The sequence below is a fragment of the Roseofilum sp. Guam genome (assembly GCF_017746735.1).
GTDB lineage: Bacteria > Cyanobacteriota > Cyanobacteriia > Cyanobacteriales > Desertifilaceae > Roseofilum > Roseofilum reptotaenium.
The window spans coordinates 21377-47857 of the sequence record NZ_JAGHZN010000060.1 but is presented as its reverse complement, the minus strand read 5'-3'; the positions used below and the strand labels follow the sequence as shown (position 1 = coordinate 47857).

Below are 26481 nucleotides of genomic sequence, written 5' to 3'. Positions count from 1 at the left end.
TCCCATTTTGCATTCATTGTCTGATCGATCGCTGATGATTAAGCAGGAACCCATCTCAGTTAAACCCAATATCCTTGTGGTTGATGATATCCCAGCCAACTTGCATTTGTTTGCTAAGATGCTCTCTCAAGAGGGCTATAAGGTGCGATCGGCAGTCACAGGTGCATTGGCAATATCGGGTGCTAAAGCAATGCCTCCTGACTTGATTTTACTTGACATTCTAATGCCAGAACTTAATGGTTATCAAGTTTGCTCCTTGCTGAAAGCCGATCCCTTAACCCAAGATATCCCGATTATTTTTATTAGTGCCCTAGGAGAAGAAATCGATAAGGTGAGGGCCTTTGAAGTCGGAGCGGTTGATTATGTGACTAAACCCTTTCTAAAGTCTGAGGTGCTTGCCCGGATTGACTATCATGTCAGAGCCTCTCAAACCCAACAAAAACTGCTCACTCAGAATTTACGTCTACAAGAAGAAATTGAATATCGTCATTTGATGGAAGCCAAACTGGAGCGCTTTAGCTTTCATCTGAAACAGATACACCGTTTAGATACATCCCATTATCGCACGATTGAAGCTTTGTTTCGGGATTATCTGCAAACGGGATGCTCTATTTTAGGATGTTCGGTTGGCTTGATTGGTCACATAGAAGAGGATCTGTATGTGATTGATGCTGTGGAATCCACCCTGGACGGTATCAGTCGATGCTCGAAACTCGACTTTCAAGATACTTATTTAGATTGGGTAATTCGCAGGCAACAAACCATAACCCATGAACAACCCCATCAGGGGTCTAGACAACAAAAGCCCCTCCATTTGGGGCACTACACGTTGGAATCGTTTATTGGTACACCCATTTGGGTACAGGATGAACTTTATGGTGTTTTGGTGTTTGGGTCAACTCATGATGCCCTAAATACATTAGATACTCAAGCTCAAGAAATTCTAGAGCTGATGGCTCAAGGGTTAGGCAAGTGGATTGGGATTCGACAAACGGCTCTGAAACGGCAACAGGCAGAAGAGGAGACTCAATTATTACTTAAGGTGACTCAAGCGATTAGCCGATCTCCGGATTTTGAGAGTGCCCTTCAATCTGCCCTAGAACATCTCTGTGAAGCCAGCGGTTGGAGCTACGGTGAAGCTTGGCTACCGAGTGATGATGGTCGCAGTTTAACCCTCAGTCCAGCCTGGTACTGTCATAAACAGGAACCGCCAGAAGTATTGGGTCATTTAGAACGGTTTCGCTTAGTGTGTCAAGGCCAAACTTGGAGGAGTGGAACCGGTTTGCTGGGGAAAGTTTGGGTAACGGGAAAGGCACAATATGTGCCGGATGTGCCAGAGAAATCGCCGGAAATTTGTCAACACGAGAATTTAGCTGCTCTGTGTCATATCCAGCAAGGGTTGTGGATTCCCATTTTCTCCGTCTCAGCAGAGCAACAGCAAGAAAAGGTCGTTGCGGTGTTGGTGCTATTTCTGTCGGGAATCTCCACCTTAGATTTTCACCATCAATCCCATCAATTATTGGCCTTTGCTTCGGCGATCGCCTCCCAACTTGGAACTGTAATCCGCCAAAAACAGATTGAAGCCGAGCAAAGAGCTATGCTCATGGCTATGGATGATGTAGTCATGGTGTATAACCAGGAAGGGATTTGTCTGAAATTCATGACCAATAATCCCTTATTTCTCCAGAAACCGCCAGAAAGTAAATTATATAAAAGCTTGTATGACTGTTTACCCGAAGCCCAAGCAGATGCCCACTTAACGGCTATCCGACAGGCGATCGCCACCCGAGAAACCCAAACCCTTCAATATCACCTCATGATTGGCGATCGACGGATTTGGTTGTCCGCTAAAATTTCCCCCTTATCTCACCAAACCGTCCTATTAGTTGTTCGAGATATTACCCCTCTAGAAACCATAACCACCGCCCTTCAACACAGTGAAGCCCGGTTTCAAGCCATTTTTGAACAAGCGGGTATTGGCATATATATCACCACTTTAGAGGGTCAGATTTTACAAACCAATGCCGCCTTTGAATCATTCCTCAACTATACCTCACAAGACCTTCAACACCTTCAGATTAAAGATATTATTCATCCCGATGACTATCAAAATGACCCCCACTTTCAAAATTTATTACTCGGTAGGATTCAATCTTATCAAGTCGAAAAACGCTATATTCACCAAAATGGGGAGATCAGATGGGGAAGACTGACGGTTTCATCGATTCAAGATAAAGATGAAATCCAATTTGTTTTTGGCATGGTAGAAGATATCACAGAAACCCATAAAATAGAATGGGCACTCAAAGAGAGTGAACGGCGATATCGAGAACTGATTGAAGTCCAAAAAGATGTTTTGATTTGTCGCTGGAAACCCAACACAGAACTTACTTTTGTCAATCAATACTTTTGTCATTTTTTCAATCATAATGCTGAAGACTTAATCGGACAAAAGCTTAACTCATGGTTAGTTGATACCCAGTCAGTCGAAGAAGTTGACGAGAATATTCTCGAACTCTTAACTACTCTAAATCCAAAAAGTTGGGAATATAAGTATTGCTCAGGGACAGGAGAACATCGATGGTTAAGGTGGACCAATCAACCCATTGTCGATCATTGGGGAACTTTAGTTGATATTCAAGCCTTTGGTGTTGATATCACCGCACAAAAGCAACGGGAGTTAGGGTTAAAGTTGATTGCCGAAGGTATTGCTTCTGCTACTGGAAATGAATTTTTTAATAGTTGTACTCAATATTTAGCCAATCTTTTACAAGTCAAATACGCTTTACTGGCCAAAGTCTCCGATCCCAAACTTCGCAAAGTCAATATTTTAGCATTTTGGAATTCTACAGAAGTAGAGAAAATTGATGAATTTGAAACTCTAGATGCCCCTTGCGATCAAATTTTATCCGGAGAATCAGTTTACTATCGAGATGAATTACAAGAAAAATTTGGAAATCATCCACTAATTTCCAGACTTAAAGCCAAAAGCTATTGGGGTTTACCCTTAAGAAACACCCATCAAGAAATTATTGGTTATCTGGCGATATTAGATACAAGACCATTGGAGATAGACTCCCAAAAGCAAGTCATTCTTGATATATTTTCAGCCCGAGCAGAAGCAGAATTAGAACGCAAGATTTCTGAAGAAAAATTAGAGAAAATAGCCAAAAAAGAACGGTCTATCGCTAAAATATTAGCACAGATGCAACCTCTATTAGATCTCGATAAAATTTTAAAATCAACTACCCATGAAATCCGAAATTTATTTAATAGCGATCGAGTTGCCATTTATCAATTAAATCCAGATTGGAGCGGTCAATTTATTGCTGATTCTGTGGATTCACAATGGAATTCTCTCATTGATATGAGAGATCGGATTTCTGGTTCTTCCGAATTAATCAATGATGAAAGTTGTGCCATTAAATTCTGGGTCGATACTCCAAGTCAATACCCTCATCCTTTGAGACTGATTGGGTTAGACATCCCGCCTTATCCTCACTATCAATACTTATGCATAACCGATATTTATCAAGCAGGATTTCAAGTTGAGTATCTGAAGTTTATCGAAAAAATACAAGCTAGATCTTATCTAATTATTCCCTTGTTTTCCTCTCAAAAACTTTGGGGATTATTAGGGATTTATCAAAATAAACATCCTCGTCAATGGCAAGAAGATGAAATTCAAGTGGCCATGTATATTGCCCACCAGATTAGTCTGGGAATTCAACAGTTGCAATTAGTCGATCAAATTCAGACCAAATCTGAAGAACTAAAAATTGCTAAAGATCATGCTGATGCTTCTAATCGAGCGAAAAGCTCCTTCTTAGCAAAAATGAGTCATGAATTCCGGACTCCTCTCAATGCAATTTTAGGATTTGCACAAGTTATGGGACGTGATGGATCGTTATCTTCTATTCAGCAAGAACAACTCAAAATAATTAATCAAAGTGGGGAACATCTCCTTAACTTAATCAATGATGTCCTACAAATGTCTAAAATAGAGTCTGGGAAAATTTCCTTGAATTATACTCATTTTGATTTACTCAAAAGTGTAGAGAAGCTCAAAAACATATTGCAGCTTAAAGCTCGTCTTAAAGGGTTAGAACTGAACATAAAAGTTGAAAATAGAGTCTCTCAATATATTTATGGAGACGAAAAAAAATTAGGACAAATTCTCCTGAATTTGGTGGATAATGGCATTAAATTCACCCCTCAAGGTTCAGTTACCCTAGAAGTCATGCTATCGGATACATTAGCCAGCGATCCCAATCAACATAATCTCCGGTTTAGTGTGGCTGATACGGGGATCGGTATTGCTCCTGAAAATATCGAAGTTTTGTTTAAACCGTTTGTCCAAAGTAAGGGATTAACTCTGATTTCTGATTCTGGGCATAACGATCAAGAAGGAACAGGGTTAGGATTAGCGATCAGTCAACACTTTGTTGAATTAATGGGAGGTCAATTAAAGGTAAACTCAACTGTGGGGATAGGGAGTACCTTCTTTTTTGAGATTCCCTTGCAGCTAGGACAAGCTGAATCTATTATTTCTATTCGTCCTCTACAAGCGATCATTGGGTTAGCTCCAGATCAACCGGTTCATCGCATCTTAGTTGTTGATGATGAACGGGATCAGTGCTTATTGATGTTGCATTTATTAAGTCATGTGGGCTTTGAAGTTCAGACTGCCCAAAATGGTAAAGAAGCGATCGCCATTTGGCAAAGTTGGCAACCCCATCTGATCCTCATGGATATGCGGATGCCTGTCCTCAATGGCTTAGATGCGACTCATCAGATTAAGGCGACTATCCAAGGTCAAGCCACGGTGGTGATGGCACTTACCGCTCATGCCTTTCAGGACGATCGAGAACAGGTTTTAGCGGCTGGATGTGATGATTTTATCAGCAAACCCTTTCAAGGAGATATGCTATTAGAGAAAATTGCTCATCATTTAGGCGTTCGGTATCTGTATGAAACCTGTTCCCTAGAGTCAACGGTTGAACCCATGGACACCAAACCGACTCCACCGACGATCGCCTCAATTGGGGATTTACCGTGGCCAACCTTATCATCGGAGAGCTTATGGGCCCTTCATCAACATGCGATTGAAGCCGATCATGAATCTATTCTCGATCTCACTAGTGAAATTCAAGATGTACAAATTTCCCAGTGGTTAATGACACGGGTCAATAACTTTGAGTTTGAACGGATTTGTGAGGCGATCGCTCCCTTTCTCACCTCTAAATAATAGACTTCTTGCAGAGGGAATAGGGAATAGGGGTAAGAATGCAGGATTACTCCATTGCCATTTATTTTCTGCACAATTATGCAAGAGGTCTAATACCTTCGCCAAAATTAATCTTATTTTATAGTAGAGAAAGGGAGAGTTAGGACATTTTCTATTGCCTATTGCCTCTTGCCTATTACCTCAAACATAACCTCACTGTCCTAATCAACTCTTTCTCTGCTATGGCTGGGTCTGTTTCTTACGGCGATCGTCCAGAGACACCACCTGCGCTTGACGACTCTCTCTAGCCACTCGTACCAATAACCCCGCAGATAACAGACTGGCAATCATCGAATTTCCCCCATAACTAAACATCGGTAAGGGTAAACCAGTGGTGGGTAAGGCTCCAGTCGCCACTCCAATATTAATCAAGGATTGTCCCACTAGCAGAAAAGTCGCACCGATCGCAATTAAACGATGAAACTTATCCGTACATTTGAGCGCCACCACCAACCCCAGGGTGGCATACACCCCTAGCATCAGTAACAACAGCAGACTGCCGACAAAGCCAAATTCCTCAGCATAGACTGCAAAAATAAAATCCGTGTACTGAATGGGTAAATGGAACCATTTTTGTTGAGAGAGTCCTAACCCACTTCCCCAAAACCCTCCTGAGCCGATCGCCATCAAACTTTGAGTTAATTGATAACCATTCTCCATCGGATCGGCCCAAGGATCTAAAAACGTCATGATCCGCTGCCGTTGATACTCATTCATGCTCAAGCTCAACATCCCCAAACCCAATCCTACTCCCCCAGTTGTCAGCAAGGAGCGATAGGGTAAACCCGAAGCCACGGCGATCGCAAACAACGTCATCCCACAAAACGTCGCCGTACTCAGATTCGGTTGCAGTAAAATCCCCACCAACACAGCCCCAAAAATTGCCAACCATCGCCAGCGAATCGCCGGTTTCAACGACGGCCATAAACCAAACACTTGCGCCCCTTGCAGAACCAAAAATGGCTTAATTAACTCCGAAGGTTGTATCGGAAACGCCCCCAAAGACAACCAACGAGTTGCCCCATTAATCGTTGTTCCCAATCCAGGAATAACCGTCACCCCAATCAATCCCAGAAACAGCAGTAGAAACCATTGGGCAACTCTCATCAACGATTTCAACGGCGTATGAACCATGAAATTAAACCCCACACAGCCCAAAATCGCCCAAGCCATCTGCCGCTTTACATAATAAAACCCATCCCCATAGTAGCTATTCGCCAGAGGATAGGATGCAGAAAACAGAATCACCAACCCAACCGATAACCAAAGGAATGTTAACCACCGCAATAGTCTGGCTTCTATTGCCCATTCCTTCACCGAGGGGTCAATCAAAAGAATTAACTGTTGGAACTTCAAGGACTGTTGTTATAGTGCTTCGTGTTGGGGAACAGAGAACCGGGAAGAGGGAATAGCTTGGGAGTACAGGCACAAATGAAAATTAGACCCGACTCCACAGGTAGAGGAAGCTACTGTATCCACCCAATTCTCCCTGGACTCTAACAAACAACAAAGCAAAAGTAAAGCTTTAACCCTTACTTTTGCTTTGTTAGAAAACTCTTGTGCAGGTTTTGTCAACAGGGAAAACCCTCATCCGGAGCGCAACTGATACAGAATTTAGATCAAACCAGCGTTGGTTCCCACTTTACCCGTAGCTAACTCCACTTTGAGGATTTTGCCACCCATTTTCATAATTCGCTGTTGTTCACGAAACCAATTATCATAAGGAACCAACTTCGTGAAGTAGGTATTTTGGAGTTCTCGTTGCGTCCGAATTCTGCTTAAACTGGGCACACAAGCCGTTACCTTAAACATCCGCATGGGCTAATCTCTCCTAATTGTGATTCAAAAATGCAGAAAAAATGGTATTAAAACCTTTTTACTTTACCCTCCAAAGTCTGGGAGTCAAGAGCCAATTCTAGACCATTGCGATCGGCTGGCTATATAATCACCGAGACAAACCCTTTCCATAGATTAGGCTTGTAACGGTCTAGGACTTACCCTAGACTTCCCAGACTCCACGTCTGAAGGGAGTTGATAAAGTACCACCTTCAGTTGAAGCACTTAGCCTAGCTTAAGCCAGAGCAGATGTAATCGAAGTAAACGCCCATTTCTTTACCAGCGTCAACACCAACTAAGCTAGCCGTAACATCTTTCATAGATTGGATAGCTTGAACTGTGGAACCAATGGGAACACCCAAGGAGTTGTAGGTTTCTTTCAAACCATTGAGAACCCGCTCATCTAAGATAGAAGGATCTCCAGCCAACATTGCATAGGTGGCATAACGCAGGTAGTAATCCAAATCACGGATACAAGCAGCGTAGCGACGGGTGGTGTACATATTACCACCAGGACGAGTGGTATCAGAGTACAGCAGAGACTTAGCGACTGCTTCTTTCACAATGGTAGAAGCATTAGCACTAATTGCCGTAGCTGCACGAACCCGCAGCTCACCTGTTTGGAAGTAGCCTTTGAGCTTGTCTAGAGCGGAAGTATCAAGGTACTTACCTTGAACGTCAGAAGAATTGATAACAGCAGTAATTGCGTCTTGCATGGTTGTGTTCTTGATGAAGTTACTTAAAATGGTCAGTTGTAGTTAATGCTCAAAACCTGAGCCTTGGCTAAAACTTGGGTGAAGTCTAGGTCAGACCACCTTTGACATAATCGAAGTAAGAACCGGCTTCATTTGCATCTTCACCTGACATCAGGGAAGTTGCGACAGCTTTCATGCAACTAACACTTTCAGCCACTGCATCTATGGAAGTGCCCAGAGATTTGTACATCTCTTTTGCACCAACCAAACCGATTTCTTCGATGGGGGTGACATCACCAGCCACGATTCCATAGGTAATTAGACGCAGGTAGTAGTCCATGTCCCGCAGGCAGGTTGCGGTCATTTCATCGCCATAAGCATTTCCACCAGGAGAAACCACATCCGGGCGTTTTTGGAAGAGTTGGTCACCAGCTTCCTTAACAATGCGCTCGCGGGAGTCAGTGAGGATTTGGGCAATCCGTAAACGTTGCTCACCAGATGTTACAAAAGCTTTGATCCGATCCAGTTCGCCTGGGCTGAGATAACGAGCTTCAGCATCAGCATTCACGATGGACTTCGTGACGATACTCATGTTGTGGAGTCCTCCAAAATAGAAATTGTCACCAATTGGGTCTTATATAGATGGCTTGCGCCAAAGGGTCTGAGTCTAATTGTGTTGCAACTTCGGTTATGAACTTGCTTTTTTTAAGAGACCTTGGCATAGCTCAAGGAAATTAGCTTAAAAACACAGAGTTTGACTCAGCGATCGCCGGACATTAACCTCTGATATAGCTCATTGGTTTTATATCCGTCCGAACTCATTGTCAGGCATGGAGTTCACATCCTAAATCACTTCTTAATATTTTTTAACATTTACCCTCATTTTGACCCCTGCTCTAATCCGGTTAGCATAGGTATTTAAGACCATTCAACTATGCTTCGATCGGTTGTTACAAAGCTTCACGATTTTTCCCATAAACCATAAGTCCATCAGGGATTGAGCCTTAACTCTTCCCCAATGGACACCCCTCTCACCCTCTAAGGGATGGAGTTCAAATTTCAACCTTGATTGTCGTTAGACCGGTTCAAAGCTAGGAATCACAATCTCCTTACTTTGCTTCGTCAACTGGTTATAAAGTTTCTCCGTATTCGGGAAGTTAGCCGCAGGAAGCGTATTGTACCGACAATAGGGAACCACATCTTCACCAAAGGCTTGTAGATATTCCATACTATTAACCATTGCCCCAATAAAGGCACGAATACCCTCACTAGACAAAATCTGGTTATACTTACGAATCTCCGCTTGATCTAAAGGCGCACGACCCAAGAAATGTTTGGTTCCCAGCTCAATCACCTTCGTATTCGGGAAAGGCGTATAGAACTCCTTGATATACAGATCAGAACAACCTAACCCTTCAATAAACTCCTTGACCGTGATCTCACCATTACCCAAACGACTCTCTAAACTAGAGAACTCATTGCTGACCACAAACGGTGCTACATCGCGCTCAAAGACTTGACGATAAGCGGCACCAATCAAGATCTTCACGGCTGGAACATCTGTCAAATTGGTTAACTTAAAGACCTTACGTTGTTCCCGTTGTTTGCGAACCCCTTGAATAATCCGCTCTTGTACTTCGATTTCACCTCGTGGTGAAGTGACCGCGCCTAGTTCAATAAAGCGTGGAGTCTCTTCTGGTTTAACCAGTTGACCCATATCTTCACGCAGGGTACCTACCCGCATCGAGCGTAAGGACAACCCTGCTGGAGTCAAATACCGCTCATAAGGAACGGTATCTTCTCCGAAGGACTCAGCATACTCAACGGAATCAATAATTGCATCTACCAGAGCATAAAAACCTTTCTTAGAACACAAATCAAAATACTGATTCATTTCCGGACGGCCATAGGTCGGACGACCCAACAACCGACGGTGGATATACTCAATCGCCTTCACCACATACAGAGAACTCCAGTACAGATTACGGAAAACATCTGACTTAGCCAGCGCTTTTATAAATTCCCGAACTGTAATCTCTCCATTTTCCAGGCGAGTCTCCATCGCCTTCAGGCGTTGACCGTCATAAACATCCCGGCCAAAGACCTGTAAATAACAGGCGCGAATTACCGCTTGAGTGGAAGTTTCCGAGAACTTGATATTAGTTCCCGCTTTTTTACTCACCGTTGCCGGGACTTGATCCAACTTAAAGACCTTCGCCCCTAAACTACCGGGTGCTTTACCCCGTGCTCCTGGAGCTGAAATCTGACTCTCAATCCCTGCGCCTCGATGAATCAACAAACGGCGCGTATCCTTACCAAAGGGTGCAGGACTATTACTGGGATTGCGGGTTTCTTTCGGGAAAATCGCTCCAAACTGAATTTCCAGAGGATCATTCCCAGAACCATACACATGCTGATCCGGTAAGGGACCGTTGTAGGCCGCAAAGGTGGTAATAAATTGGGGTACTTTGCGGAAGGGGGCACTGTACTTAAACAGATCCTGTTGGGGCCCCCAGTTGCGGCACTCTTGGGCTTCTTGTCCTAAACCGCGCAAGTAAGGAACCGTCTCTTCTGCGAAGTAATCAGCGTATTCTTGGGAATCGACTAAAGCACCCACTAAAGCGGGGAGTCCCCCATCAGAAACAATGGAGAAATACTTTTGGAACTCTTCGCGACTCGACAGACCTCGACCGAGAATATGACGGAAGGCTAGTTCTACAACCCGACTATTGACAAACGGTTCATAGAACTGCTGGCGATAGAGGGGACTCAGACATAAACGACGTACAAACTCCTTCATGGAGATATCGCCATTTTTCACCTGAGATTCTAGATAAGAAATGGATTGGGAATAGGCACGAGTAATATCTCGTTCAAAGATTTGCCGATAGGCTGCCTTGACCACTTCCTGTTTTTCGGAAGAGGACAAGCCGGGCTTCATGACAAATTTTTGCCGATTCTCAGACGCATTGAAATAGATTTGAGGGAGTGTGAGTCCTTGTTGATCTAAGGTCTGGCGTTGACGGATTTTGTTTGACGGTGTGGAAGCTTTGAATTCCGCAATCACTACGTCAAAGTATTGTCCAACGATATCACTGGCTTCTGCGTCATTTTTAACATATGCTAAAGCGCCAGCTCGCATTTCCTGTAGGGCTACGAGGGTTGCAGCCGTAGAACAAGCGCCTTCAATAATTTCTCTGAGTCCTCGGACATTGACGGAGAGAATATTGGGGTCTCCAGCAACGATCGCATAAGTGATATAACGCAGGAACCAACTTAAATCCCGTAGGGATTTGGTCATATTTGCCGGCCCATAACGGGAAACGTTAATGGGACGGAATCCTGGAGGGACGGGGCCGGCGCTGGCACCGCTAAATAAAGACCCAAATCCAGAAAAGAGTCCACCACCGGATTTGCTTTCTACAAAGGTTTCTGTGCCTTGCGTGCGTTGACCTGCTCCAACGAGCATGGGTTCGGGATCGGCAGGCTTTTCCAGGAAAGCCATGGGAGAGCCACCGGTAAAGATCCGATTGGCTGCTCGTGAAACAATCAGTTCAGAATTTTTGGTGAGGACTTCGGCGATCGCCAACCGTTTGAGACCCGACTCGAAATAGGTTGAAAGTTCACCGAGTTCAGTCCGTCCTAAGAAACGGTCTTGCTGTTCAGCAACAGAAATTGTTGAAACAGCTACCGTTTGATACAGTTGCGGACGAGCAACGGAGCTTCCACCACTTGCCTTGATAGTCATGCGCTCTTCTTCGCTCCCTTTGGATGTTTACAGCAATTGCATTAATGCGTTAAACAGCTTTTGGCTATCCATGGCCAGTCCATCGGACCGATCCTTGAATAGCTATTGGTGTTTGATCTTAAGAGTAGTCTGGGTTGACTCCCCTTGTTTATTAAAAAGCGTAACGATTCTACATCATAGGCGATCCCAGTCCCCTGACTGAGAAAAAAGATAAGTTTTGTTACGTTATCAACAACTTCTAACAGCTCTAGGAGTCATCTAATCCTCTCTCACCCCGCTCTAGCCGCTCTTATCCCCCCCCTGATGAGCAAAAATTCTGATTATCCCTGTGGCCCAAATATTGGATAATCAGATCTGGCAGAAATCACACGCTCCTCACTATGTCCGAAGCTCAAGCTATTAGTAACGCCGTCGCGAAACTGTACGATACCTATCCCTTTCCTCCAGAACCCTTCCTTGATGAACCTCCTCCAGGATACAACTGGCGCTGGAATTGGCTGACGGCTTACCAGTTCTGTACGGGACGAAAACCCCCTCGCCAAGATATCCGTATTCTCGATGCTGGATGTGGCACAGGTGTGGGGACAGAATATTTGGTTCATCTTAATCCCCAAGCCTCTGTAGTGGGCATTGACTTGAGTTCAGGAGCGATCGCCGTGGCTCAGGAGCGTTGCCAGCGATCGGGGGCTGACCGAGTAGAATTTCATCACTTCAGTTTGTACGATGTGGCCCAATTACCGGGACAGTTTCAGCTCATCAACTGTGTGGGAGTCTTACACCACCTGCCCGATCCCATTCGTGGCATTCAATCCCTAGCTTGTAAGTTAGCGCCTGGGGGAATTCTCCATATTTTTGTTTACGCCCACTTGGGACGATTTGAAATTCAACTGATGCAACAGGCGATCGCTCTGCTGCAAGGAGAACATCGTGGAGATTACCAGGATGGCGTAAAAATTGGCCGCGATCTATTTTCCGTATTACCGGAAGATAACCGCATCGTGCGGGAAGACAAACGGCGCTGGGCACTGGAAAATCATCAAGATGAATGTTTTGCCGATATGTACGTTCATCCCCAAGAAATTGATTACACCATCGATACTCTGTTTGAATTAATCGATGCTTCCGGATTAGCCTTTGTCGGCTTTTCCAATCCCCAGTATTGGACGATTGAACGCCTGCTTGGGCAAGCACCCGAGCTGATGAAACGGGTAGAAAATCTAAGCGAACGCCAACGCTATCGCTTGATTGAACTGCTTGACCCAGAACTGACCCACTACGAATTCTTCCTTGCTCGTCCTCCCCTAGATCGCACCGACTGGTCTGCCGATCAAAGTCTGGCCGCAGCGATTCCTGAACCCAATCCTTGTCTCCATGGATGGCCCTCCCGAAGCCTTCTCAACCAGGACTATCAACCCGTTACCCTATCCGAAGAACAATTCCAATTGCTTCAAGCCTGTAATGGTCAACAAACCGTTGCGCAGATTCTGGGCGAAACCTCACACAACCTAGAGCAGATGCGATTTCTCCTAGAGCAAAACTTGATTCTTTTAACGCCCCCAATCTCGGGAGATAACCCCACAAATCTTTGAGGATAATTCCCTATTTCCTCATGCCCTCAAAGGATTAACACTTTCTTCAGAAACTGATCCCTCTCCGTGATATGATTTCCAGGGAGTCTACGAACAGACCTCTCAGGGTCACCTGAAAGAACGTTTGGCTAGATCCTCTGTGGCTCTCCTGACGGAGAAAACTCCACAGAATCCTTTTCCCGCAAAGGAATATCCCTTTTTACGCGGTGATGGGAAAACGCAGACCAACAACTCAGGTTAACCAGTCGAAGTGAACACCTCCGACGAATCTCCAAACACGGAAACGCTAACAGCAGAAGACCTGCCCCAAACCCCTCTCCCCAGTGCCTCACCGGGCGCAATGGAAGAGTATTATCAACTGCAAACTCAATTGTATGGTTGGACATTGGGAATGACAGGAGTTGCCTTTGTGTCTGTCTGGTTCTTTTATTCCCTGGGGACCGCCCTCAGTTATCTGATCGGCTCCTGTGCGGGGATAGTTTACCTCAGACTGTTGGCTAAAAACGTAGAAGGACTCGGACGAGCAAAGCAACGTCTTGGCAATACCGGTTTAGCCGTTTTCATTGGCGTGATGATTGTCGCCTTCCAATGGAAACAGCTAGAAATCGTGCCCATTTTTTTGGGATTTTTAACCTACAAAGCTGCGATCATCGCTTATGTTCTCAGGACCACCTTAACTCCATAATCAGCGAGCGATCGCCCCATGGATAATCGGTAAAATCCTGTAAAAAGGCAAGCCACTTCGATCGGTACCCTAACTCTGAACCCTCTTTAATAATGGATATGCTTAACTTCCTGGACGCTTATCATAGCCTCCCGTTCGCCGAGCTTGAAGTCGGTAAGCATCTCTATTGGGAAATCGGTAATCTCAAAATTCATGGGCAAGTCATGATCACCTCCTGGTTTGTGATTGGACTGCTTGTGATTGCCTCAATCGCCGCCACTCGAAACGTCCAAAGAGTACCCAGCGGAATGCAAAACTTCATGGAGTACGCTTTGGAATTTATTCGAGACCTGGCCAAAAATGCCATGGGTGAAAAAGAATATCGACCCTGGGTTCCCTTCGTCGGTACTTTATTTTTGTTCATCTTTGTGTCAAATTGGTCAGGGGCCTTAGTTCCCTGGAAAATCATCCATTTGCCAGAAGGTGAACTAGCTGCACCAACCAGCGATATCAATACCACGGTCGCCCTAGCTCTTTTGACCTCCCTAGCGTATTTTTACGCCGGTCTCAAAAAGCTGGGCTTAGGATACTTTGCTCACTACGTTGAGCCAGTGCCCTTCATGCTCCCCTTCAAGGTAATTGAAGACTTCACTAAGCCTCTATCCCTGAGCTTCCGTCTATTTGGTAACATTCTGGCTGATGAACTGGTGGTTGGGGTGTTAGTATTACTGGTTCCCTTGTTTATTCCCTTACCTGTGATGGCATTGGGAATATTCTTAAGTGCCATTCAAGCCCTCATCTTTGCTACCTTGGCAGCCACCTACATTGGGGAAGCTCTAGAAGATCCCCATCATGGCGAAGAAGAACATAGTTAGCCGTCAAGGGACAAGGCTCATCCCCATCCCAACAGAGAGAGAAGCTCACTCTGCCGGTCTTCGGTCTCAAGCCGAAAGAAAAAATCCTATCAAGTGTACTCAATTTAAAAAAGGAGATTGAACCCATCATGGATTCACTAATTGCTGCTGCTTCCGTTATTGCTGCTGCCCTTGCTGTTGGTTTAGCTGCTATCGGCCCTGGAATTGGACAAGGAAACGCTGCTGGTCAAGCCGTAGAAGGTATTGCCCGTCAACCCGAAGCTGAAGGAAAAATCCGAGGCACTCTCCTGCTGAGTTTGGCATTCATGGAAGCGCTAACCATCTACGGTCTGGTTGTTGCCCTCGTACTCTTGTTTGCTAACCCCTTCTCGTAAGCGATCGCGCTGACGAACAGTAGAGATAGGAACGCTTTCTATCTCTACCCTAATCTAACGAAAGCCAATCGCCGAGATTGTCAGTTCCGTTACAGATTAGGCCAAACTCCCTAGAAACTCTAGGGAAACCCTGCTCTGTTAACCAAGAACAGGATAATTGTAAAACCAGAGCAAATCGTTAAAAACTGGGGACGATCGCCAATGATCGATGGGACAATACTTCTTGCAGTAGAAGCAGCGGCTGAGGAAGCAGGAGGTCTTTTTGACCTAGATGCCACTTTACCTGTAATGGCTATCCAATTCCTTATCTTAGCAGCTCTACTGAATCAGATTTTTTATAAGCCTCTCGGCAGTGCTATAGATGAACGGAGCGACTATATCCGTTCTAATTTAACCGAAGCTCGCGAACGTTTAGCCAAAGCTGAACAGCTCGCGAATCAGTATGAAGAAGAACTCGCAGGCGCTCGTAAACACTCACAATCTGTGATTGCTCAAGCTCAAGCTGAAGCCGATAAAATTGCAGCTCAGAACATGGCTCAGGCCCAGCGAGAAGCTCAAGCCAAACGCGAACGAGCCACGCAAGAAATTGATCGACAAAAACAGGAAACCCTAGGCGTTTTAGAAGGACAGGTAGACCAACTCAGTCGCCAAATCCTCGATAAACTGCTCAAAACCTGTTGATCTCCTCCTGATTGGGAGGATCTTGCTGCTTAACCTTCGATACCCACATAACATTTCGGACTTCGTTTGTGTCCCAATCCTGGGTCGGAAACGAGGAAAACCTGTAGAAAAACTGCGCTCAAATGGACTTTCCTAGCATGGGTAATTTGTGGTTGCTGGCAACAGAAGCAACAAAAGGTGGATTCGGACTCAATTTTGATGTACTTGAGACGAACCTCATTAACCTCGGTATTATTATCGGAGTGCTGGTGTACTTCGGTCGCTCGGCAGTGGGTAAGACCCTAGCCGACCGGCGCGAAGCCATTGAAAACGCCATTAAAGATGCCGAAGAGCGGCAACAAAAAGCGGCATCTGCGCTCAAAGAACAAGAACAAAATCTCGCTCAGGCTCAAGCTCAAGCGGAAAAAATCCGTCAACAGGCGGTAGAGCGAGCCGCATCGGTAAAAGCCACCATCTTGGCTAAATCGGATGAAGACATCCAAAGATTACAAGAAACAGCCGCCCAAGATCTAGAAGCTGAACAAAGTCGAGTGATTGCTGAACTTAGGAAACGGGTGGTTGCTTTAGCGATGCAACGGGTGGAATCCCAAATTAGAGATGAATTAAATGACGATCTTCAGCATCAACTGATCGATCGCAGCATTGCTAGGGTAGGAGGAAACTAATGGCAAATAGTTCCATGATAGGTTCGATTGTAGAACCCTATGCCCAAGCGCTAATGTCCATCGCCCAAAATCATGACCGGACTGATAAGTTTGGTGATGATGTGCGTCTAATCTTAGAAATGTGGGAGAGCAGCGAACAGCTCCGCTCGTTTTTAGGTAATCCTTTAGTGAACCCCGATGCGAAAAAAGGGGTTCTCAGACAAATTACACAAGAGGGAACGGATGCTTATGTTCAACGGTTCCTCTTCCTACTGGTCGATCGCGGACGCATCCAATTTTTAGATGGCGTTTGCCAAACCTACCTGGCCCTATTGCGGAAACTGAATCAAACCGTGTTGGCCCAGGTGACCTCAGCCGTAGAACTGAGGGACGAAGAACGCACAGCGATCGCCGAACGCACTCAAGCGATGACCAACGCTAGGCATGTAGAAATCGAAACTCGTATCGATCCAGACCTCATTGGTGGCGTAATCATCCAAGTGGGATCTCAAGTGATTGATGCCAGTCTGCGAGGCCAACTGCGGCGCATTGGTTTAGCTCTGGCCTAGGGTCTCCTCCCTGGAGACTTGAGCGTCCTAAAGCTCAAAATCTGAAGTACACACAGCACCTCTTATATCCCAAAATAGACGCATATGGTAGCTATCAGACCAGACGAAATTAGCAGTATTATCCAACAACAAATTGAACAGTACGACCAAGATGTAAAAGTCTCTGAAGTCGGTACAGTTCTTCAAGTGGGTGATGGTATTGCGCGGATTTATGGCTTAGACAACGCCATGGCCGCAGAACTTGTAGAATTTGAAGACGGAACCGTTGGTATTGTCCTCAACCTGGAAGAGGACAATGTAGGGGCGGTATTGATGGGTGATGGAACCAATATCCAAGAAGGTAGTTCCGTTCGTGCTACCGGCCGGATCGCCCAAGTCCCCGTCGGTGATGCCATGATTGGCCGGGTGGTGAATCCCCTGGGTGAAGCTATCGATGGGAAAGGCGACATCAATACTAGCGAAAGTCGGTTGATTGAATCTCCCGCTCCTGGAATTATTGCCCGTCAATCGGTTTGCGAACCCCTGCAAACCGGGATTACCGCAATTGATGCGATGATTCCCGTCGGTCGCGGCCAACGGGAGTTGATTATTGGCGATCGCCAAACCGGAAAAACAACCGTTGCGATTGATACGATTATCAATCAGAAGTCCGAGGATGTAGTCTGTGTTTATGTGGCGATCGGTCAAAAAGCTTCTACGGTAGCTCAAGTCGTTGCTACCCTGGAAGAAAAGGGAGCCATGGACTACACGATCGTGGTTGCCGCTAACGCCAGTGACCCCGCCACCCTACAATATATTGCTCCCTATACTGGAGCCAGTATGGCGGAATACTTCATGTACAAAGGCAAACATACTCTCGTAATCTACGATGACTTGAGTAAGCAAGCCCAAGCCTACCGTCAAATGTCCCTGCTCTTGCGTCGTCCTCCCGGTCGTGAAGCCTATCCTGGGGATGTCTTCTATCTCCACTCCCGTCTGCTCGAGCGGGCGGCTAAACTCAATAGCGAGCTGGGTAGCGGTAGTATGACGGCTCTACCGATTATTGAAACCCAAGCTGGGGACGTTTCGGCTTACATTCCGACCAACGTAATTTCGATTACCGACGGTCAAATCTTCTTATCGGCTGACCTGTTCAACTCTGGCTTACGTCCAGCGATTAACGCGGGTATCTCCGTATCCCGTGTGGGATCGGCGGCTCAAACCAAAGCCATGAAAAAAGTGGCTGGGAAGCTGAAACTGGAATTGGCTCAGTATGATGACCTGCGAGCTTTTGCCCAGTTTGCGTCTGACTTAGATAAGGCAACCCAAGACCAATTGGCACGGGGACAGCGCCTGCAAGAGTTACTCAAACAGCCCCAAAATTCACCGTTGAGTGTACCGGAACAGGTGGCTAGTGTATATGCAGGATTAAATGGATATCTTGATGATATTGCGGTAGAAAAAGTCGCAACGTTTGCCCAAGGATTGCGGGATTATTTGAAATCCAGCAAACCCAAGTTTGGCGAAGTGATTCAGAGTGAGAAGAAACTCACCGATGAAGCAGAAGGCTTGTTAAAAGAAGCGATCGCTGAATATAAGCAAACCTTCTTGGTGTCTGCCTAGTCTTCAGATAGTGGATAGTTGATCCCTATCCACTATTCCCTGTCCCTATCTCCTTGTCTTTCCTATGCCAAATCTTAAAGCGATCCGCGATCGCATCAAATCCGTTAAAAATACTCGCAAAATTACGGAAGCTATGCGTTTGGTGGCCGCAGCAAAAGTGCGTCGCGCCCAAGAACAAGTGTTAGCCACCCGTCCTTTTGCTGACCGTTTGGCTCAAGTCCTGTATCGTCTGCAAAGTCGTCTTCAGTTTGAAGATGTTGACCTGGAACTACTCAAAAATCGGGATGTAAAAACCGTTGGGTTAATTGTCTTTTCCGGCGATCGCGGCCTCTGTGGCGCATATAATGGTAACGTCATCCGTCGCGCCGAAATGCGAGCTAAAGAACTTGAACAAGAAGGCCTAAACTACGAATATGCCCTCTTAGGCCGTAAATCTGTTCAATACTTCCAGCGTCGGGATGTCCCCATTGCTACTACACGCACAGACCTAGGACAAATCCCCAGTGCTGAAGAAGCAGACGAAATTGTCGATAACATTCTTGGATGGTTCATCTCTGGTAAGGTAGACCGGGTAGAACTCATCTATACCAAATTCGTTTCCTTAATTAGCTCCAGACCCGTTATTCAAACCCTACTTCCCTTAACTCCCCAAGGGTTGGAAGTCGTTGATGATGAAGTCTTCCGCTTAACGACAGCCAATGGTAGCTTCAATGTTGCCAGGGAAAAAGTTACGTCTTCCTCTGAAGGGGCTTTTCCCAGAGATATGATTTTTGAGCAAGATCCTGTACAAATCCTCGAAGCTCTCTTACCCCTATTCATTAAAAATCAATTCCTACGCGCCCTGCAAGAATCAGCCGCTAGTGAATTAGCTGCTCGGATGACAGCGATGAGTAGTGCTTCGGATAACGCCAGTCAAATGATTAACACGCTTACCCTGTCCTATAACAAGGCTCGGCAAGCCGCCATTACCCAAGAACTCCTAGAAGTTGTCGGTGGAGCCGAAGCTCTCAACTAGGTTGAGCGCTACGCGCTGGTAATGGATAATTCTATTCGTCAATCGGTACAGCCTAGAGACTATCAGGCTGTACCGATATTTTTATGCATAGGACTTTGGGCAATTGGTATAATCAAGCATTTACTCAATTTTGCTCTGGTCGTCTTTAGGATTCAATCCTTCTGATGCTGCTCCCCAGGATGGATATCTACCCATGACTGCTAAATAACCCGAAGGAATACCCCAAACCATAAAGCCGACAATGGCACGACCTAAATTATCAGTCTGGAAACTGTCCATAACATAGGCAATATAGGCGCAAAAAATGACTGTACCGATAATGCGTAAGGTTACTGGATGAGTCTGTGGAAACAGGCAAGCAATGGCGATGACGATACACAGTATGGCTAGACCATAAAATACTGAAGCACCAGCAGGCAATCCACTCGGATCGAGGGCAGTCATGAAGAATCCCACTGCTGAGATTAATGAAACGATCGCGATCGCAATTCTAGATCCCTTGCTCATCTTTACTATTTTTAGAATGCGTTTCTCTCTTCTATGAGGTACAGCTTGAAGCCTTAGAACCTAAGCCATACAAGCTATTGCAAAGCAAGCCTATTGCTAGAGAGCCTAGCGCGAAGCGCTATAGATCGAATTCGGGGTAGTATAGACCTTTATTGTATCATAATGATGATGTGGTAGTTCATAACCATCTTAAGGATGATCGTAAAAATCTCCTGAAAAATGTTTTTCATATTGGTTAAGTGTTTGTTGGCGTACTCGATTATATTTGAGCTTAACCTCAGCCACTTTTTCCCGATCGACTTCTGTATACACCCGACCATTTTTTAGGATGGGTTGATAGGCTCCAACTTCATAACACTCTAAAATTGAGAATAACATAGCCTTGAGACTGTCATAAACAATACCATCATCGTGATAAACAAACCAAATTTGCCCACTTTCTTGTTTGGTCTTCTCTACTTGTATACAGTACCACTCTCCCTCAAAAGTAAAGAGTGGAAGTAAATCCTTTTGAATAAAGCCATCGTCCTGAAAGCTTTTCCATGTCTCTAAGGCCTCATCAAGGGTGACAAAAGTGTGATAATCAAATAATTGACAGTCATAGTAATCAAGATTGAATCCATCATGCCACTGATAGAGTTCTTCAACTTCTTGAGGAAGGGAGAACGGAAAATTAAAATGGCACACTTTTGCTTGAATTTCTTGTCTTGAAAGTCCCGGTCTTAACTTGGCTCTTACTCTATCATCGATAGAAGTATAATTGAGGATTTTTTCCAAAATTTCAACTAAACTCAAATTACGATTCGCACTCATATTATCATCATCAAGAAAGAATATAAAGACACCTCTATTAATTTCTGTTTCCGAATTTGAATACATAGAGGTGAGCGTAAACTGTTAAATCCTAGATAGAGGAATAGAATCGAATTAACTAACTCGTTGACCCTTACTATCGATGATGAGTTCTCCATCTTCTTTAGCAAAGGGACCGGGGGGCCATTTTTCCAGAAGATCGAGGACGACTTCGCTAGGACGACAGAGTTTAACCCCTTTTTCAGTACAGACAATGGGACGATTAACCAGAATTGGGTACTCTAGCATAGCATTGAGAATCTCTTCATCGGTTACATTGGGTGCTAAAAGACCGAGTTCGTCTGCTGGAGATTTAGTTTTGCGTAAAGCGGTTGATGGGGTTAAGTTAGCAGCAGCAAATAAAGCTAACAACTGAGGTCTTGTCCAGCCTTCTTTCAAATATTCGATGATGATGGGTTGATAGCCAGCCGTTTCAATCGCTTTGAGAACATTGCGGGACGTGCCACAGTCTGGGTTATGATGTATGATAATCATGGTTTTTTATTAGTTTTGAATTATTTATATCATTTTTAATTAATCTGTCACCCCGACTCAACTCGCCACTATTTTGTATCCTAAACTACAAAAAAATCAAAAAAAAGCGTGTAACATCTCGTGATCAAATAATATAACCTGTCAAACCCTTGGCACAATTATTGTCGCTCCCCCATTTTCCGGCTCGCACCCTAAAACTAGACAGTGGCTTAACCCTGATCCATCAGCAAATGTCAGCCACCCCCGCAGTGGTTGCGGATGTGTGGGTAAAAGCAGGGGCAATGCAAGAACCAGAAGACGCACCCGGACTCGCCCACTTCCTGGAACATATGGTGTTCAAAGGAACATCTCGCATTGGGCCTGGGATATTTGACCAAGTCATCGAAAATCGAGGTGGTGTCAGTAATGCGGCCACCAGCTATGATTATGCTCATTTCTACATTAATACTGCTGTTCATCATCTGGCTGATACCCTACCCTATTTAGCCCAAATTTTACTCCATCCGGCGATTCCGGAAGAGGAATTTTTGCAAGAACGAGAAGTAGTAATGTCAGAAATAAGACAAGTTCAGGATGATCCAGACTGGCTAGGTTTTTCTTCTCTACTGGAAAATTTATATCCCAATCATCCTTATGGACGCTCCGTACTGGGAACGCAAGCACAAGTCTTAACCCATACTCCGCAACAAATGCAGGTATTTCATCAGCAGTATTACCAACCGGAGAATATGACTGTGGTGTTAGTCGGAGATATTACTGAAACTGAAGCGATTCATTTAGTCAGTAAAAGTTTTGTGGGATTTAAAAAAGAAAGGAGCAGTGAGAAAAAAGGAAGATCCCCCAAGCAATGGGTTCCATTATCGCCGCACCACCTCACCCCAGACCATAGCTACAAACCCCGAAAAGCACCTTCGATTTTTCCTCTAGAAACCATTCGTAGAAAGGAATTCAAGTACCCTCGCTTAGAAGAAGCCAGATTAATGATGGCATGGCTAGGGCCAGGAGTCGATCGCCTCAGTGACGCTTATGCTCTGGATTTAATTTCCGTACTTTTAGCCAGTGGACGGACTTCCCGTCTCGTGAGAGAATTACAACAAGAACAGGGTTTAGCTTATGGGGTTGGCAGTGACTTTTCTCTGCAACAGGATTCTAGCTTGTTTACAATTACAGCTTGGCTAGAGCCGAAGTATCTGAACGATGTAGAGTTTTTGATTCGCGATCGCCTGGATACCCTCCGCACAACCCCCATCTTGGAGACTGAATTGCGATCGTGCCAGCGTCAACTGTGTAATGATTATGCCTTCTCTACGGAAACCCCTAGTCAATTGGCAGGATTATATGGATATTACAATACCGTCGCTCAAGCCAGGCAAGCGGTGAGTTATCCCCATCGAGTGCGCTCTCTCACTCCCGAAGAAATCCAGCGTGTAGCTAGAGAATATTTACACCCCGATCGCTATGTTGTCACCCAGTTGAAACCGTTGTGGTGATCGGGGAGTGAGGGAATGGGGGGATAGGGGGACTCGAAGATCGCCCATTACCCATGATTTTTAATTTTTAATTGACATGACAGTTAGTCTTCTCTCTTCACTTCAATCCAATCGAGCCTCTCGCTTGCAACTGAGCAATGGTATTGTGCTGTTAGTGGTGGAAAATGCGATCGCTGATATTGTTTCGAGTCGTTGGTTTTTGCGCTCTGGATGCAGTTGCGATCCTCCGGAAAAAGCAGGTATCGCTAACTTAGTCGCCTCCTTGCTCACCAAAGGAACCCCGGACTTTTCTTGGTCAGATATTGCCGAACAAATTGAGTCGGTGGGAGCAAGCTGTGGTGCAGATGCAGCGGCAGATTATTTTCTCATGAGTCTGAAAACCGTTTCTGGGGATTTTGTGCCTTTATTTAAGTTAGTCGCCCAATTGATGCGATCGCCCACTTTTCCCCTAGAGCAAATACAATTAGAAAAGCGCCTAGTTTTACAAAGTATTCGCCAATCCCAAGAACAACCGTTTTCCTTAGCGTTCAAAGGCTTGCGCGAAGCCATGTATGGGGATCATCCCTACGGAAAATCGACTCTGGGAACCCTAGAAAGTGTTGAGCGCATTACCCAGAACGATTTACAAGCCTTCCATAAAGCCCATTTTCGTCCCGATAACTTAGTCATTAGCATCTGTGGACGGATTAATGTATCAGAAGCTGTTTCCTTAGTTGAGGATATCTTAGGCGATTGGGAAGCACCAGAAAAACCCATCCCTCAAGCGCCTTTTCCACCCTTCAATCTCGATCGGATGTCTGGGATATCTCCTGTCATTCAACCCCAAGACACCCAACAATCCATTGTCATGGTCGGCTATCCAGGAGCACCGGTCAAGAGTCCAGATTATGCCGTGTTGAAATTGCTCAATACTTATTTAGGTAATGGCTTATCGAGCCGTTTGTTTGTGGAATTGCGGGAAAAACGGGGATTAGCCTATGATGTTTCCGCCTTTTATCCCACTCGTCAAGATTTGTCCCAGTTTGTCGTATATATGGGGACTGCTCCGAGTAATACGGAAATTGCCATTACTTCCCTACAAGAAGAAGTCGAGCGCTTAAGCGAAACGTCCCTAACCCTAGATGACTTGAGTACGAGTAAAAATAAACTGCTGGGGCAATATGCATTAGGCAAACAAACCAATTCCCAGATTGCCCAAATTTTGGGATGGTATGAAACCATTGGGTTAGGAATTGAATTTGATGACCACTTTCAAGAAACGATTGCTCAAGTGACCCTTGACCAAGCCCAAGCTATTTCTAAAACTTATCTTACTTCTGGCTGTCTGTCGATTGTTGGCCCTCAAGAAGTCGTTGGTGAAAACAATATCGTTGATTCGATTAACAGTGAGACATAGTTGTAGGGGCGGAAGTTTTTTCGCCCCTACTTGTGGTAATTAGAGTTTACCCTTTAGAAATCATACAACTGCCGATATTTCTGCTGAATGTAATCCAAAAATGGGGTAATTTTCAAATCGCTACCTGTGACGTTTTGCATTAATTCTAGTGGAGTATAGACACTGCCAAATTGATAGATATGAGTGATTAACCAGTTCTGTAAAGGGGCAAAATCACCTTGGGCAATGTTGTCTTTAAGGTGAGGAAGATCCTGGAGAGCGGCTTGATAAATTTGAGCGCTCATGATGTTTCCCAAAGTGTAGCATTGGAACATGGCTCCTAGAGTCGAGGTATACCAATGAACATCCTGAAGTACACCCAGGCGATCGCTCGGCGGACACACGCCCAGATCGGACTGATAGCGAGCATTCCAAGCATCAGGAAGATCGCGTACTTCTAACGCTCCTTCTAATAACTCTAGTTCGAGATCAAAACGAATCATCACATGAAGATTATAAGTAACCTCATCCGCATCCGTACGAATGAGCGATCGCTCCACCCGGTTGATCGCTCGATAAAACGTATCTAAGGACACCGGTTTCAGTTGCTCGGGGAACATTTCTTGCAATTGGGGATAAAAATACTGCCAAAATTCTGGCGATCGCCCGACCAAATTTTCCCACAGTCGAGACTGACTTTCATGGACTCCAGCGGATGTCCCTTCTGCTAAAGGTGTCCCTTCTAAAGTTCGATCTAACCCTTGCTCGTAGAAAGCATGGCCCATCTCATGGATCGTACTAAACAAAGCCTCCGTCAGATCATTCTCCCGTACACGAGTCGTAATCCGCACATCGTCGATGGAAAAACTGGTAGTAAACGGATGCAAGCTTTCATCCTGACGACCGCGATAAAAATCATACCCCACCTGCCGCAGGAGATTCAGGGTAAACTGCAATTGTTTTTGGCGATCGAACCCTTGTTGTACACAGGAGACATCGAGTGGAGGACAAGAGGAGATCGCCTCTACCAAAGGTACTAACTCCTTACGCAACTGGGCAAACAACGGCCTCAGCGTTGCCGTCGTCATCCCATAATCAACCTCTTCAATTAATGGATCGGCAATATGATCATAGCCAGAAAAAAAATTCGCATACTGGCGAGTGAAATCTAGGTTTTTTTCTAACTCCGCTTGCACTAGAGCAAAATTATCTTCTTCCTTAGCTTTAGCCCACGCTTCATAACATCGACTGCGATGGGCTGAAAAGCGAGCTACAAAATCCCCAGGTACTTGGATCGCTCTTTGATAATTCCGATAAGTGAGGCGAATCAAACTTGCTTCTGGGGAACTATAATCCCAGGTTTTCTCCTGAGTCTGTAAATCCGCTAACAACTGTCCTAAGCTAGGATCGGTCAACTTCTGATGAGCAATTTGGCGCAAGAGGGCCATCTGTCGTCCCCTCGCCCCAGCCCCTCCAGAGGGCATATAGGTCGATTGATCCCAATAGAGTACGGAAACAGCCGCATTAATATCGTAGATCTCGGTGACCCGCGTTTTTAGTTCTTCTAATTGAGGAGTTGTAGACTTCAGGGTTGCTATCATTTTTCAAAGAGAATGGGTTGAAGTGATCGGATTAAACTTTATCCAAGCAACGCTATCAGATTGTGGCTAAAGTTTTTGTATATTGTCTATAGGAATGATGACACCCTGCAAAAAAAATCATCCTTTTTCAATTCAGTGGACAGATCCCTCTAGAGTGAATACTGTTTTACATGCTCAGGAAAACAGTACCAAGAGTAATAAGCCATCCAATCCGTCTTTCTTGATCGCTGGTTGACTCTCTATCTTCGAAAACTAGCCATCGATCAAGGCGATGTCGTTTTCGTGCGATCGAGCCAATTGACATTGCGTAACCAATGCCACACGCCCGTTGGCCGACGAATGGTAATCCCTTTAGCTTCACCCTGTTCATGGGCTACTTCTTCGAGTTCCACTATTTCAAAGTCGTATCCCTCTTTATTTACGATTTGGATAAATGCCTCCGGGTTAGTTGCTTCTTCCAACGCTTCGCGTAAATCTTGATGTTCCGGCTTTTCATTGTCCATCACCTCGTGCAAAAACCGTATTACTTCCTCTTTAGACATAGAAATTGTCTCCTCCTTAATTTTGTAGACCAGTCGTAAC

The 26481-nt window shown here is 45.1% G+C and carries 22 protein-coding genes; 12 read left to right on the top strand and 10 right to left on the bottom strand.

The window, feature by feature from the left end; translation table 11 throughout:
- The first annotated feature begins 34 nt into the window (after positions 1–34).
- Positions 35–5248 carry a response regulator gene (locus J7529_RS20565; RefSeq protein ID WP_318730500.1) on the top strand — a complete coding sequence of 1738 codons (5214 nt, stop codon included), beginning with the start codon at positions 35–37 and terminating at the stop codon, positions 5246–5248.
- A gap of 219 nt (positions 5249–5467) precedes the next feature.
- Here J7529_RS20565 and J7529_RS20560 read toward each other — a convergent pair whose 3' ends face one another.
- The 5 genes from J7529_RS20560 to J7529_RS20540 form a co-directional block, all read right to left on the bottom strand.
- Positions 5468–6643 (bottom strand): FtsW/RodA/SpoVE family cell cycle protein, encoded by a 1176-nt coding sequence (locus J7529_RS20560; RefSeq protein WP_413038944.1) that lies wholly within the window; start codon positions 6641–6643, stop codon positions 5468–5470.
- 258 nt (positions 6644–6901) lie between these two features.
- Positions 6902–7105 carry a phycobilisome linker polypeptide gene (locus J7529_RS20555; protein ID WP_271936083.1) on the bottom strand — a complete coding sequence of 68 codons (204 nt, stop codon included), beginning with the start codon at positions 7103–7105 and terminating at the stop codon, positions 6902–6904.
- 248 nt (positions 7106–7353) lie between these two features.
- Complete coding sequence (gene apcB, locus J7529_RS20550) at positions 7354–7839, bottom strand: allophycocyanin subunit beta (protein ID WP_271936085.1); 486 nt, start codon at positions 7837–7839, stop codon at positions 7354–7356.
- Between the two features lie 85 nt (positions 7840–7924).
- Positions 7925–8410, bottom strand: coding sequence for an allophycocyanin subunit alpha (apcA, locus tag J7529_RS20545; RefSeq protein ID WP_271936087.1), 486 nt, complete (start codon positions 8408–8410; stop codon positions 7925–7927).
- Positions 8411–8893: 483 nt separating this feature from the next.
- Positions 8894–11566, bottom strand: coding sequence for a phycobilisome rod-core linker polypeptide (locus tag J7529_RS20540; protein ID WP_318730498.1), 2673 nt, complete (start codon positions 11564–11566; stop codon positions 8894–8896).
- Positions 11567–11946: 380 nt separating this feature from the next.
- On the opposite strand from J7529_RS20540, the gene J7529_RS20535 reads away from it, so the two are divergent.
- From J7529_RS20535 to J7529_RS20495, 9 genes are all read left to right on the top strand, one after another.
- The gene (locus tag J7529_RS20535) at positions 11947–13155 is read left to right on the top strand and encodes a class I SAM-dependent methyltransferase (RefSeq protein ID WP_318730497.1); all 1209 of its coding nucleotides are present in this window, start codon (positions 11947–11949) and stop codon (positions 13153–13155) included.
- Positions 13156–13405: 250 nt separating this feature from the next.
- Positions 13406–13840: an ATP synthase subunit I gene (locus J7529_RS20530; protein WP_318730496.1), complete on the top strand. Its 435-nt coding sequence runs from the start codon at positions 13406–13408 to the stop codon at positions 13838–13840.
- A gap of 98 nt (positions 13841–13938) precedes the next feature.
- On the top strand, positions 13939–14694 hold the full coding sequence (gene atpB, locus J7529_RS20525; protein WP_278002930.1) for a F0F1 ATP synthase subunit A: 756 nt from the start codon (positions 13939–13941) through the stop codon (positions 14692–14694).
- 128 nt (positions 14695–14822) lie between these two features.
- Entirely contained in the window at positions 14823–15068 is a 246-nt protein-coding gene (gene atpE, locus J7529_RS20520) for an ATP synthase F0 subunit C (RefSeq protein WP_271936094.1), read from the top strand.
- Between the two features lie 201 nt (positions 15069–15269).
- The gene (locus J7529_RS20515) at positions 15270–15749 is read left to right on the top strand and encodes a F0F1 ATP synthase subunit B' (protein WP_271936095.1); all 480 of its coding nucleotides are present in this window, start codon (positions 15270–15272) and stop codon (positions 15747–15749) included.
- Positions 15750–15871: 122 nt separating this feature from the next.
- Positions 15872–16414: a F0F1 ATP synthase subunit B gene (locus J7529_RS20510; protein WP_318730495.1), complete on the top strand. Its 543-nt coding sequence runs from the start codon at positions 15872–15874 to the stop codon at positions 16412–16414.
- Positions 16414–16962, top strand: coding sequence for an ATP synthase F1 subunit delta (gene atpH / locus J7529_RS20505; RefSeq protein WP_318730494.1), 549 nt, complete (start codon positions 16414–16416; stop codon positions 16960–16962). Before J7529_RS20510 ends, atpH begins: the two co-directional genes overlap by 1 nt.
- A gap of 84 nt (positions 16963–17046) precedes the next feature.
- The gene (gene atpA, locus J7529_RS20500; RefSeq protein ID WP_271936098.1) at positions 17047–18564 is read left to right on the top strand and encodes a F0F1 ATP synthase subunit alpha; all 1518 of its coding nucleotides are present in this window, start codon (positions 17047–17049) and stop codon (positions 18562–18564) included.
- A 64-nt stretch (positions 18565–18628) separates the two neighbouring features.
- Complete coding sequence (locus J7529_RS20495; RefSeq protein WP_318730493.1) at positions 18629–19579, top strand: F0F1 ATP synthase subunit gamma; 951 nt, start codon at positions 18629–18631, stop codon at positions 19577–19579.
- Between the two features lie 120 nt (positions 19580–19699).
- On the opposite strand, the gene J7529_RS20490 is transcribed toward J7529_RS20495, so the two are convergent.
- The 3 genes from J7529_RS20490 to arsC all read right to left on the bottom strand — a co-directional run bounded on the left by J7529_RS20490 (position 19700) and on the right by arsC (position 21433).
- Entirely contained in the window at positions 19700–20086 is a 387-nt protein-coding gene (locus J7529_RS20490; RefSeq protein ID WP_318730492.1) for a hypothetical protein, read from the bottom strand.
- A 189-nt stretch (positions 20087–20275) separates the two neighbouring features.
- Positions 20276–20965, bottom strand: coding sequence for an SMI1/KNR4 family protein (locus J7529_RS20485; protein ID WP_318730491.1), 690 nt, complete (start codon positions 20963–20965; stop codon positions 20276–20278).
- A gap of 48 nt (positions 20966–21013) precedes the next feature.
- On the bottom strand, positions 21014–21433 hold the full coding sequence (arsC, locus tag J7529_RS20480) for an arsenate reductase (glutaredoxin) (RefSeq protein WP_318730490.1): 420 nt from the start codon (positions 21431–21433) through the stop codon (positions 21014–21016).
- 149 nt (positions 21434–21582) lie between these two features.
- On the opposite strand from arsC, the gene J7529_RS20475 reads away from it, so the two are divergent.
- Both J7529_RS20475 and J7529_RS20470 read left to right on the top strand, forming a co-directional pair.
- Complete coding sequence (locus J7529_RS20475; RefSeq protein WP_318730489.1) at positions 21583–22923, top strand: pitrilysin family protein; 1341 nt, start codon at positions 21583–21585, stop codon at positions 22921–22923.
- Between the two features lie 76 nt (positions 22924–22999).
- A complete protein-coding gene (locus J7529_RS20470; protein WP_318730488.1) occupies positions 23000–24319 on the top strand; it encodes a pitrilysin family protein in 1320 nt (439 codons plus the stop codon).
- Between the two features lie 53 nt (positions 24320–24372).
- On the opposite strand, the gene J7529_RS20465 is transcribed toward J7529_RS20470, so the two are convergent.
- Both J7529_RS20465 and J7529_RS20460 read right to left on the bottom strand, forming a co-directional pair.
- The gene (locus tag J7529_RS20465; protein ID WP_413038947.1) at positions 24373–25896 is read right to left on the bottom strand and encodes a carboxypeptidase M32; all 1524 of its coding nucleotides are present in this window, start codon (positions 25894–25896) and stop codon (positions 24373–24375) included.
- Between the two features lie 266 nt (positions 25897–26162).
- Positions 26163–26441: a Nif11-like leader peptide family natural product precursor gene (locus J7529_RS20460; RefSeq protein ID WP_318730486.1), complete on the bottom strand. Its 279-nt coding sequence runs from the start codon at positions 26439–26441 to the stop codon at positions 26163–26165.
- Positions 26442–26481 lie beyond the last annotated feature (40 nt).